The sequence below is a fragment of the Paenibacillus sp. RRE4 genome (genome assembly GCF_031844205.1).
In the GTDB taxonomy this organism is placed as follows: domain Bacteria; phylum Bacillota; class Bacilli; order Paenibacillales; family Paenibacillaceae; genus Paenibacillus; species Paenibacillus xylanexedens_B.
The window spans coordinates 166,937-179,391 of record NZ_JAUZUT010000007.1 but is presented as its reverse complement, the minus strand read 5'-3'; the positions used below and the strand labels follow the sequence as shown (position 1 = coordinate 179,391).

Here is a 12,455-nt window from a genome sequence, read left to right as displayed (position 1 = left end):
ACTGATTCAAATTAAAGTCTCTGCACTTAGTGCAGAGACTTTTTTGCATATTTCGATAACGAATCTGAAATGTCGATATATCGTGTTAGGGGGCGATCTAAGGCACAGATCGTCTTGTATGTATCCAAGAGCCTAACCCGTTGTGTACTGCTTCACACAATGGGTTAGGCTCTTTTATAGTTGCTTTACGCTAAAGGTCAGTGATGACCAGCTTGGGAGCGGAGGTCTTTTTTTTTACAAAAGACCCAATCAATTAACGCTCGTGATGATCAGTTGCTCTCTTACGCATACCGGCCAGTCCCAGCAATCCTAGCAAACCAAGCCATCCCCAGTCCATTCCGTTGTCGCGGTCTGTTGTTGTAGCTGCATTTGTACGTACACTGTTAGTGCGGTAATCCCCATTGTTTCGGTAATCACCATTCGTACGATAGTTACCATCCATATTCATGTTCAAGTTGCTGTTTGTACGGTCCATGTAGTTGCTATTCTGATAAGACTTGACACGTGAACCGTTGGTATCCATTCCGTTGGTCATATGGCCTTCAGCACCTGCAGAACCAGCCATTGCGGCAACGACTAACATGGAAGCAATAATGGTTGTGGCTTTTTTCATGATGTGACTCCTCCTTTATGTTGTACGAACTATCAGATAATCTGCCCAAATGCGCAAGAACATTATGTAGCAGGAGGGGTGTTAAGTTATGGGGAACGAACAAATTTGCTATAAAATACATAAGAAATAAGTCAAAAGACAAGGGTAAGTGTTAGAAAATCGAAATTCCTCTTTAATTCATTGCGTCAGTGTGGTAAAGTATACAAAAGCTTGCTTTGCCGGTCATGTTTCTTTGGAACGTCTGTTTATCAATGAATGCTAAAGCTGGAAAATTGAAAGCACCTTCCGTATTTTAAACCTTGACCATTTAGACTGCATAATTATGAATTTTTTAGATTAGTTATAAGATGTTCAAGGTGTAAAAAGTACGTGAAAAAGGTATCATGCGACAGCATATGGCTATTCGTAGAAGCAGAACAAGAAAATGAATAAAAAAGCGTGTTTTTGTGATGTATTTCGGGGATAATCCCCATTTTTACTAGTAGAAAAATAAAGATTTTCGTACCATTTTATTGTATGATGTTATGAAGGTGTCAAATTTACGTGTACGAATGGAACGATCAGATGGGAGGATAAGCATGACTGAAACTACGGTAACCGCCAGCAAAAGCCAATCCAACAACCTGCTTCGGCGAGACGTGCGGTTCCTGGGCAACATACTCGGAGAAGTTCTTGTCCATCAAGGAGGCACGGAGCTTCTAGATGTCGTTGAGAAGATTCGGGAAACGAGCAAATCGTTGCGTGCAGAGTTTTTGCCAGAACTGTATGAAGAGTTCAAAACGATGATCCAGGAATTAGACTCGGACAATCGTCATCAGGTTATTCGAGCTTTCGCTATTTATTTTCAATTAGTTAATATTGCTGAACAAAACCATCGGATTCGGCGTAAACGGGATTACGAGCGTTCTGCGGGAGATGCTGTACAGCCAGGTTCGATTGAAAAGGCCGTGCAGGACCTAAAAGAACGTGGATTGTCTCATACCGAAGTAGAGGAGATTCTGGATGACCTATCACTGGAACTCGTGATGACAGCTCACCCGACAGAAGCGATGCGCCGGGTTATTCTGGATATCCATAAACGGATTTCGGAAGATGTCATGCTACTGGACAATCCTACGCTGACGTTGCGTGAACGTGAACAACTGCGTGAGAAACTGTTGAATGAGGTTATTACGCTCTGGCAGACAGATGAGCTTCGCGATCGCAAACCGACTGTACTCGATGAAGTGCGGAACGGAATGTATTACTTTCATGAAACGTTGTTCCACGTACTTCCGGATGTATATCAGGAACTGGAACGTTGCCTGAATAAATTTTATCCAGACCATGACTGGCATGTGCCGACGTATTTGCGTTTCGGTTCCTGGATTGGTGGAGACCGGGATGGAAATCCATCGGTAACTTCAGATGTAACATGGCAAACGCTTCTGATGCAACGCAAGCTCGCTTTGCGTGAGTATCAGCGGATTATGATTGAACTTATGGGTCACCTCAGCTTCAGCACCAACATCATTCGTATCTCGGATGAACTGGCGCAGTCGATTGAGCAGGATCGCAACTGTGTTACTTTGAAAAAAGTGGACATTTGGCGTAATGAAAAAGAGCCTTATCGCATTAAACTGGCTTACATGATTGCCAAGCTGAACAATGTCCTTGATGAGAACAAGGTTGGTCAGCCGGATCGCTACCAGAACGCTCAAGACCTGATTGATGATCTGTTGATTATCGACCGTAGCTTGCGTCATCATTTTGCTGATTATGTAGCAGATACTACAGTGCGTAAAATGATTCGTCAGGTTGAACTTTTCGGATTCCATACCGCTGCTCTGGATGTGCGTCAGCACAGCAAGGAGCATGAAAGTGCGATGTCGGAAATTTTAGCAAAAATGAATATTGTAGACGATTATGCACGTCTGACAGAAGACGGGAAAATCGATCTGCTTGCTCGTTTGCTGGATGATCCAAGACCGCTTACTTCCCCGTATCATCAGTACACGGAAGGAACGAGAGAGTGTCTGGATGTCTTCCGCGCAATTAAGCGTGCACAGAATGAATTCGGTACAGGCTGTATCACGAGTTACTTGATCAGTATGACACAGGGAGCAAGTGATTTACTTGAAGTAATGGTATTTGCCAAAGAGGTAGGTTTGTTCTCCAAAGGGGCAAACGGTGAAGTGATCTCTACACTGCAAGCTGTACCATTGTTTGAAACGATTGACGACCTTCATGCAGCATCGGACATTATGCAACGGTTGTTTAACTTACCTATATATCGTGCAAGCGTGACTGGACGTAATGAGTTACACGAAATTATGCTTGGATACTCCGACAGTAATAAAGATGGCGGTGTAGTTACGGCAAACTGGGAACTGCGCGTAGCGATGAACGCGATTACGGCTGTGGGCAATGAGCATGGCGTGAAGCTCAAGTTCTTCCACGGACGCGGTGGAGCATTGGGACGTGGCGGTATGCCACTGAACCGTAGTATTCTTGCGCAGCCTCCTCATACGATTGGCGGCGGCATCAAGATTACGGAGCAAGGTGAAGTTATTTCTTCTCGTTATTCTCTCCAAGGGATTGCTTACCGCAGCTTGGAGCAGGCTACTTCGGCGCTGATCACAGCTGCTCTGAACGGTCTGGAGCCGCAAGAGTCGGCGTCTGAGCAAGCTTGGGATGAGATTATTAAAGACATCTCGGAAGTGTCATTGACGAAGTATCAGGATCTCATTTTCCGTGACCCGGACTTCTTCACGTTCTTTAAGGAGTCTACGCCGCTTCCGGAGGTTGGTGAGCTCAACATCGGTTCAAGACCATCCAAACGGAAGGGCAGTGACAAGTTTGAAGACTTGCGTGCGATTCCTTGGGTATTTGCCTGGACACAAAGCCGTTACCTGCTTCCGGCATGGTATGCGGCAGGTACGGGGTTGCAAAGTTACTATCAGGGCAAAGAAGAAAACCTGAACGTCCTGAAAGACATGTATGCTAACTTCCCGTTCTTCCGTACGCTGATTGATACGGTACAGATGGCGGTTGCCAAAGCAGATCTAGTGATCGCTAAAGAGTATTCGGCCATGACTTCCAATAAAGAAGCTCGTGACCGTATCTTCGGTCAGATCGAATCGGAGTTTAAGCTTACCAAAGAGCTGATTCTGAAAATTACAGGCGAAGCTGAAATTCTGGATGATGTGCCTGTGATTCAGGAATCGATTCGTTTGCGTAATCCGTATGTTGATCCACTTTCCTACATGCAAGTACAGTTGCTCAGTGAACTGCGTGATATGCGTGAACGTGGTGAGGATGATACCGAACTACTTCGGGAAGTATTGTTGACCATTAATGGTATTGCAGCAGGACTACGGAATACAGGTTGATGTATGATCAGGATCATTCACAATACTCATATGATGAATGATTTATGTAATAAACTAAATATCCATCTCTTCTTATGAGAGGAGAGATTAGACGGGACTCCTCAGGGAGTTCCCGTTTTTACTGTTTTTGGAGGATATTTGTCATACAGTCTTGATTTTTGACCAAAGTTGATTTACGATTTGATTGGTGAATTACAAGTGTGGACGGGTATCAGAAGACGGAAGACCCATCAGCATGTCTGGGGGAATCAGGGTGGACAATTTGGAGAACAGGCTTGTGAAGCTGGTACTCAAGGGAGACCAGAGAGCCTTCGCAGAAATCGTTGAACTATACAAGGACAAGCTGTTTCATTTGGCATATCGGATGCTGAGCAACCGTCACGAAGCGGAGGATGTTGTTCAGGAGACGTTTTTGCGTGTGTTTCGAAATATGGAAAAGTATGATCCGAATCAGAAATTCTCGACCTGGATCTATCGGATTGCAACGAATTTGTGCATCGACCGGTTGCGTAGAAAGAAACCTTCCTACTCGCTCGATGCTGAGCTGAATGATCAGGAAGGATCTGATGGTTACGCGATGCTTCCGAGTGATGATCGAACACCAGAGAGTGAAGCACTGCTTTCCGAAACACAAACCCTCATCCGTGAGGCGATTGATAGCTTACCAGCCAAGTATAAGTCTGTTATGGTATTGAGATACTTACAGGACTTGTCATTACAGGAGATCAGTGATGTCACAGGTATGCCCGTAACAACGATTAAGACAAGGGTGCACCGGGGCCGTGATTTTCTGCGCAAAAAACTGGAATATAAGCTATAATCACAAACACCCGAAATTTTGGGCAAAATTATTTGAAACATATCCGAAACGGATGCGTATGAAATGTATGCAAGTCTTATGCATGCTTTTTGCAGGTGCATGGACTAAGTGTCTAAGGAAAGGATTGGCTCTCATATGGATTGCAACTCGGCCGTCTCTTTAATGCATGAATGTTTGGATGAGTCGTTGTCCCCGGAACAGAAGACTGAATTGAAAAGCCATTTATTAATCTGTCCGGATTGTCGCATGCGCTTTAAAGAGTTGGAACAGACGGAAATGCTACTCTTTGCCATGAAACATTATTCACCGTCTGCCTCGGATGAGCTGACCAATCGAATTATGAATGCTCTGCCACAGCCCAAGAGACAGCAAGTATGGCTCAGATGGGTCAAAGGACATCCCGCGCTGACGGCGGCAGCCTTCTTTTTGGTCGTGATGCTCTTTAGCGCCTTCAATTTCTGGAATCAGAACAACGAAATGGTCGTTAAGGGGAACAGTCTGGATCAGCTCGTGATTCAAGGCAACACGGTTATTGTTCCAGAAGGTAAGTCAGTTGCTGGCGATCTTACGATAGAGAATGGAACCGCTCAGGTGTATGGTGATGTGAATGGCAATCTGACGGTCATCGACGGGCAACTGTTTCAAGCTTCTACAGCGCACGTGTCAGGTCAGGTAAAAAGTATTGATCAGGCGCTGGATTGGTTTTGGTACAAAATAACCAATATGGTAAATGAAGTTGCATACCGCTAAGTCAGGGTATAACTTCACGGGTATATACCAAGCAGGGTACCTCCGAATTGCGTGGGGTGCTCTTTTTTTATTGCCTAAATGACAGAGAAAGTGCGAAAAAGAAGCTTACATGCAGTTTGTGACTGGAGTAACTTGCAACCTGAACGGTAACGTTATAACCTAGATAGTAATGAGAACATACTACATATAGATAAGCATTGAATAAATGCGAAGAAGGGATTATGTAAAATCCCAAATGGTTAATATGAGATCAGAGTTTACTCATCAATGGGGATAGCGGGGGCTGGCTTATGAATTATTTTGCTGACTTAACGTGGAAAGAGTCCATTAAGGACGTTATCGATATATTGATCGTTACCTATATTATGTACAAACTGATTTTGCTTGTGCGGGGTACACGCGCGGTTCAGCTACTGAAAGGAATTTTGTTCCTGGTGTTGATCTGGGCGTTAAGCACATGGCTAAATCTGTATACACTTAAATGGCTAATGAACCAGATGTTTACGTTTGGGGTTGTTGCGGTGTTTATCATATTCCAGCCGGAACTCCGTCGTGGTTTGGAACAATTGGGTCGAGGTAAACTGTTTGGGCGCTCAGCGGCCGCAAGTGATGAAGAGTTAACCGTGTTAATTGGTGAAATTATTAAGTCCGTTAACTATTTGTCTCGCCGTAAAATTGGTGCACTTGTCGTCTTCGAGCGTGAAACAGGACTGAATGACTACACGGAATCCGGGATCAAAATGCAATCTCTTGTCAGTTCTGAACTGATGATTAACATTTTCATTCCCAACACGCCGCTCCATGATGGGGCAGTCATCATTCAAGGAAAACAAATATCTGCAGCAGCCTGTTACCTGCCATTATCCGAGAATCCGTTTATCAGTAAGGAATTGGGAACGCGCCATCGTGCGGCAATCGGAATAACGGAGGTGGCCGATGCAATCTGTCTGGTTGTTTCGGAGGAGACAGGGCAAGTTTCTCTGGCGATGAATGGACAGGTAGTTCGTGATATTAAGGAAGAGTCGCTGATTGCCAAGCTGTATGAGGAATTGCGTCCGACCTCCAATCTGAGCAAAAAGAATGCATGGTCAACCTTCTGGAAACGGAAGGGGGGACGTAACAATGGATAAATGGTTTAACAACAATAACTTTGCGAAAATACTTGCACTGGCGGTAAGCCTGCTTCTCTGGTTCATGATTCATCTGGATGAGGTACCCACTACGCCAACCATCACAACGGGGATATCGAGCAAGGTTGTGGAGCGTACTGTGCCTGTTCAGCCATATGGGCTGGATAGTAATGCTTATGTTCTTACTTCACTTAGCACAGATGAGGTGCGGCTGGAGATCAAAGGACAACGTTCGATGCTGACGTCCATTTTTACCAATGATGATTATAAGGTTCTGGTTGATTTGAGTCAGGTTAAGGATGGTTCGAATACACTGCCGCTTGTCCCTGATCTGCCTTCAGGCGTTGAAGTCGTCAGTATGGAACCGTCCATGGTGACAGTGAATGTAGAGAAGTTGGGCACCAAATCGTTTAACGTGAATATTGTACCCGAAGGAGAGCCTTCGGCTGGATATACGGCTGGAACGCCTGTGGTCGAACCATCCGCTCCAGTTAAGGTAACTCTGCCGGAAGGACAGCTTGATGCCGTAGCGAGTGTTCAGGGCAGCGTCAGTATGAAAGATGCGAAGGAAGATGTCATCCAGAAAAAAGTGAAGCTTCAGGCATATGATGCTGAGGGTAAAGTGATCGAAAATGCAACCATATCACCTCAAACGGTCGAAGTTCGAGTACCAGTCAATCAGCCCTACACAAAAGTTCCCTTGAGGATCAAATATTCAGGACAGTTACCAGAGGGCCTGGTGCTCTCCTCGGTCGAGCCTAGCGTGAAAGAAGTCTCGATTTATGGGAGTGAGGGAGCACTTGCAGGTATACAGTCCTACGACCAAGCTACTCTTGATCTTGCGCAATTCACGGAGTCTGGTACCTCTACAGTTAACGTGGACTTGACGCCGCCCTCTGGTTCTGAGAAAATCGAGCCTAGTTCGATTCAGATCAAGGTAACGGTGTCCACATATGATGAGGTCGAAACAACGACCAAAGTCTTTCCCAACGTGCCGATTCATTTAACTGGTGCGGGGAACGGGCTGGAAGGTGAGTTGGTTACTCCTAAAAGTGGTGGACAGAACATTACACTAAGTGGGTCAAGAACCATGCTTGAAGGTCTCAGTGGTGATGACATCAAACTTACAGCCAATCTCCAGGGACTTGGTGTGGGCACACATGAGATTAAACTGGAAGCTGATTTGCCCAGGTTTGCCAAGCTGGATGAGGCGTCGAATAATTTAAGTGCCACGGTGAAAATCAGTGAAAAAGCCGAGGATGCGACTACTCCTCCAGAGCAAAACTCTGGTGAGGATAATCCATCGGGACCAGATCCATCACCAGCTGAAGTTGAGAATGGGCAACCCAACGCGGATCCTGTAGAAGAGCAAAACGAATCGAATACGGAACAGCAGGATCAAAGCCAGCAGGGAAGTCCTGCAACAAATCGCGGTAGTGTAAACAACGGTGCAAATAATAACAACAACGGGAGTAAATCAGGCTCTAATCCGTAATGAAGCCATTTTTTTATCTATTTTAAATTTTAAAATTATACTGATGTGCTCATATATGATGCAAATAGAAGGAGTTAGATCATGGGTAAATATTTTGGTACAGATGGTGTAAGAGGGGTTGCGAATAAAGAGTTGACGGCGGAGCTGGCGTACAGCATCGGACGCTTTGGTGGTTACGTGCTTGCAGGTGGTGTAGAAAGACCCAAAGTAGTTATTGGCATGGATACACGCATCTCCGGGCTTATGCTGGAATCAGCGCTTGTAGCGGGTCTGTTGTCTATTGGAGCGGACGTGATTCGTTTGGGTGTCGTGTCTACTCCAGGTGTCGCTTATATTACTCGTTTGCTCAAAGCGGACGCGGGTGTAATGATCTCGGCATCCCACAATCCTGTTGAGGATAACGGTATCAAATTTTTCGGTGGAGATGGCTTCAAGCTATCGGATGAGACGGAGAACCGGATCGAAGAACTGATGGATGCGGTAAAAGATGAATTGCCACGCCCCGTTGGTGCAGGTCTTGGAACCGTGACGATGGATGAGCAATCTCGCTATCGTTATCTGGATTATCTGAAAACAACTGTGTCTGAATCGTTCTCTGGTCTCAAAATTGTACTCGACTGTGCCAATGGTGCGGCATATGAACTGGCGCCAAAATTATTCCGTGAGCTTGGGGCTGAAGTTATTGCCATTGGCGCTGAGCCCAACGGTCTGAACATTAACGAACAGTGCGGTTCGACTCATCCGGAGCATCTAAAGCAAGAGGTGCTGAAACATCAAGCGGATCTTGGTCTTGCTTTTGACGGGGATGCCGATCGTCTGATTGCTATTGATGAAACGGGTGCTGAAGTCGATGGTGACTTTATTCTATGTATTTGCGGAGACGCGATGAATCGGGCAGGCAAGCTGAAAGATAGCACGGTGGTGTCTACCGTTATGAGTAATATTGGCTTCTACAAAGCAACAGAGAAACTGGCGCTGAAAACAGCCAAAACGGCTGTTGGTGACCGCTACGTAATGGAAGAAATGCGTCGTGGTGGATATAATCTGGGCGGCGAGCAGTCGGGTCACGTTATTTTCCTGGACTACAATACAACGGGAGATGGCATGCTAACGGCAATTCAACTCGTCGACACACTGAAAGCTTTAGGTAAAAAGCTGAGTGAGTTGAAAGCAATCATGACACAGTATCCGCAAGTGCTGGTTAACGTTCGCGTTGAAGACAAGAGCAAATACGAAGGCAATGTTGCCATCGGAGAGGCGATCGCCGCAGTAGAAGAAAAACTGGGGGATAATGGTCGTGTGCTTGTTCGTGCATCGGGCACCGAGTCCCTGATCCGTGTTATGGCTGAAGGGCCAGATAAGGATGAGCTGGAGCAGTTTGTATCCCAGATTGCTGATGTTGTGCAGAAAGAACTGGTATAGTCTCCGGAGAAAAGCTTGTTGTCATGCGATTTGAGTGTTATTTTTCACAAAATTGATTTCTTGGCATATGGTTATACAGAGACTGCTTTAATTCCATATATTAACGATTCATTCATTGTTCCTGCGTCCTGGCCAGATAAGACTATGGGTCTGATTATTTGGCCAGGAGCGTGGGTAAATATGCTGAAATGGTTACAGGTACTTTGCTCCATTGCAAAATGGACTTAAGGTGCATATAATGAGTGGAGTCGTCATTCAGACACGGAAAGTGAGGATTGTAAGGTTACAGTTACACAAGCGCCAGAGCTTGGAGTTGCGCGGGACGCATGTTGCTTAATGTCTCTTTTGCTAATCAGGAGAGAATATGGTCAACATGGACGGCAATCAAGCTGACGAGGTGGAGGTGTTCGGATTGTTCGGCGGGGACCTCCCGGTGATGCACCAGAGCCGTAAACCGGATTGCGGAAAATGGATGGGTGACTGTCCACACAACGCGCCGGTAGGTGCAGAGGATCAGATAAAATTAAAAATGAATGTGCGCGAAGGGCGTAAACAGTGCGCGGACGGGAAAATGATGTACATTCATGATTGCATTCGTAATAGAGCATGAACACAGCAGGGCGGCAGAAGGCCGTTCTGATCATTGATAACTGAATAGGAAATGATATTCATGATACGGTAAGCAATCTATCATTTTCCAATACGTCCACCTCTGCCTGTTTCTCTTCCAGACACAGTATTCATATACAAACGGAGGAACTAAATTATGTGCGGTATTGTTGGATATATTGGTAATAAGAACACTCAATCGGTATTGGTCGAGGGATTGAAAAAGCTCGAGTATCGTGGTTATGACTCTGCAGGGATCGCTGTATTTACACCGCAAGGTCTGCAAATTACGAAAGCTCTTGGACGTTTGGCGAACCTTGAAGCAAAGCTGGATGGTGCTCCGCTGGTAGGTAATGCCGGAATCGGACACACTCGCTGGGCTACGCATGGTAAACCATCGGACGAGAATTCCCATCCACATACGGATGGAAGCCAGAAGTTCTCCGTTGTGCATAACGGGATTATCGAGAATTATCTGGAGCTGAAGGATGAACTGATCTCCCAAGGTCACACGTTTACTTCCGAGACGGATACTGAAGTCATTTCTCACCTGGTTGCACGTGAATACAATGGTGACATTGTTAAAACTGTGCAAAAAGTGATTACGTTGTTGCGTGGTGCATTCGCACTGGGTGTATTGACAGAGCATGAGCCTGAGAAACTCGTTGCTGTGCGTCAAGCTAGCCCATTGATTATTGGTGTTGGTGAAGGCGAGAACTTCATTGGTTCCGATATCCCGGCAATTCTGGAACATACACGTAATGTGTACATTCTGAATGATGGTGAAATGGCTGTATTGACACATGATGCTGTCGAATTGATGACGATTGAGGGCAATTTTATTTCTCGGGAAATGATTCGTGTCGATTGGGACGCGGTAACCGCGGAAAAAGGCGGATTTGAGCACTTTATGTTGAAAGAGATTCATGAGCAACCAAAAGCATATCGTGATACAATGCTGGGCCGCATCGACAATGAAGGCAAGAAAGTGCAACTTCCTGAGCTCAAAATGACAGAAGAGCAAATTAAAAATATTCGTAACATTCAGATTATTGCATGTGGTACGGCGTACCATGCAGGTCTGGTTGGACGTACAGTGATTGAGCAATTGGTACGTATTCCGGTTGAAACGGATGTAGCCTCCGAGTATCGTTACCGTTCACCAATTGTAAACAAAGATACACTTGTTATTGTCGTGAGCCAATCCGGTGAAACAGCAGATACGCTGGCAGCACTGCGTGAAGCTCAATCTAACGGTGCGCATGTACTGGCGATTACAAATGTTGTGGGTAGCTCGATCGCACGTGACGCAGACGATGTAATTGCTACATTGGCTGGACCAGAGATCGCAGTGGCTTCCACTAAGGCTTACACTTCCCAGTTGATCGCGTTCAACCTGCTTGGTCTGTACCTTGCACAAGTACGTGGTACACAAACACAGGATGAGATTGCACATACTTTGGCAGCGATGCAAGCACTGCCTGAGCAAGTGGAATCCATGCTGAAGCAAGCAGATGCCATTAAAGGATATGCAGAGCAAATCTCCAAACATCAACATCTCTTCTTTATCGGTCGTGGTCTGGATTATGCGGTAGCTCAAGAAGGGTCGTTGAAACTGAAAGAGATTTCTTATATTCACTCTGAAGCATATGCTGCAGGTGAGTTGAAACACGGTACACTCGCGTTGATCGAGGACGGTATCCCTGTTATTGCCTTGGCAACACAGGAGAACGTACTGGAGAAAACGGTAAGTAACATCAAAGAAGTAAAAGCACGTGGCGCAGACGTACTGGCGATTACGTACGAAGAGCACGTAGCTCCATTGCTGAAATCCGTGGACCAAGCGTTTGCGATTCCTAAGACATTGCCACTTCTAAGCCCAGCTCTGTCTGTTGTTGCGTTGCAATTGCTGGCATATTACGCTTCCCTCGCTTTGGGTCACGATGTCGATAAACCGCGTAACTTGGCGAAAAGTGTAACGGTTGAGTAACATCCTGGCTAGAATGAACAAACAAGAGTGTCAGGATCGAAAGGTATGAACCGGTAAAAGAGATTTGATTCGTATAGTATGATAAATGGTTTTAATATCGAAAAGGGAGCCCGAGAGATTGACTCGTGGCTTCCTTTTTTAGTTCTCAAAAATACACTATACAGCCTTGATCATTCGTTGTAATGAAAATGAAAAAAGGAGACAAAGCCAGACGAAGAAGAAGCCTTCCACGTATGGAAATCGCAAGTAAATGCA

At 45.5% G+C, this 12,455-nt stretch carries 9 protein-coding genes; 8 read left to right on the top strand and 1 reads right to left on the bottom strand.

Annotated elements, in window-relative coordinates:
* Positions 1–253: 253 nt before the first annotated feature.
* The gene (locus Q9R46_RS23685) at positions 254–613 is read right to left on the bottom strand and encodes a WGxxGxxG family protein (protein WP_145334652.1); all 360 of its coding nucleotides are present in this window, start codon (positions 611–613) and stop codon (positions 254–256) included.
* Between the two features lie 578 nt (positions 614–1,191).
* On the opposite strand from Q9R46_RS23685, the gene ppc reads away from it, so the two are divergent.
* From ppc to glmS, 8 genes are all read left to right on the top strand, one after another.
* Positions 1,192–3,984, top strand: coding sequence for a phosphoenolpyruvate carboxylase (gene ppc, locus Q9R46_RS23680; RefSeq protein ID WP_311282027.1), 2,793 nt, complete (start codon positions 1,192–1,194; stop codon positions 3,982–3,984).
* A 253-nt stretch (positions 3,985–4,237) separates the two neighbouring features.
* Positions 4,238–4,804, top strand: coding sequence for an RNA polymerase sigma factor SigW (sigW, locus tag Q9R46_RS23675; RefSeq protein WP_090924356.1), 567 nt, complete (start codon positions 4,238–4,240; stop codon positions 4,802–4,804).
* 135 nt (positions 4,805–4,939) lie between these two features.
* Complete coding sequence (locus Q9R46_RS23670; RefSeq protein WP_123065969.1) at positions 4,940–5,554, top strand: zf-HC2 domain-containing protein; 615 nt, start codon at positions 4,940–4,942, stop codon at positions 5,552–5,554.
* A 290-nt stretch (positions 5,555–5,844) separates the two neighbouring features.
* Entirely contained in the window at positions 5,845–6,684 is an 840-nt protein-coding gene (gene cdaA / locus Q9R46_RS23665) for a diadenylate cyclase CdaA (protein ID WP_090924354.1), read from the top strand.
* The gene (locus tag Q9R46_RS23660) at positions 6,677–8,179 is read left to right on the top strand and encodes a CdaR family protein (RefSeq protein WP_311282026.1); all 1,503 of its coding nucleotides are present in this window, start codon (positions 6,677–6,679) and stop codon (positions 8,177–8,179) included. Before cdaA ends, Q9R46_RS23660 begins: the two co-directional genes overlap by 8 nt.
* 81 nt (positions 8,180–8,260) lie before the next feature.
* Positions 8,261–9,601, top strand: coding sequence for a phosphoglucosamine mutase (glmM, locus tag Q9R46_RS23655; RefSeq protein ID WP_311282025.1), 1,341 nt, complete (start codon positions 8,261–8,263; stop codon positions 9,599–9,601).
* Positions 9,602–9,974: 373 nt separating this feature from the next.
* The gene (locus tag Q9R46_RS23650) at positions 9,975–10,211 is read left to right on the top strand and encodes a hypothetical protein (RefSeq protein ID WP_311282024.1); all 237 of its coding nucleotides are present in this window, start codon (positions 9,975–9,977) and stop codon (positions 10,209–10,211) included.
* A gap of 156 nt (positions 10,212–10,367) precedes the next feature.
* Entirely contained in the window at positions 10,368–12,200 is a 1,833-nt protein-coding gene (glmS, locus tag Q9R46_RS23645; RefSeq protein WP_145334662.1) for a glutamine--fructose-6-phosphate transaminase (isomerizing), read from the top strand.
* The last annotated feature ends 255 nt before the right edge of the window (positions 12,201–12,455 follow it).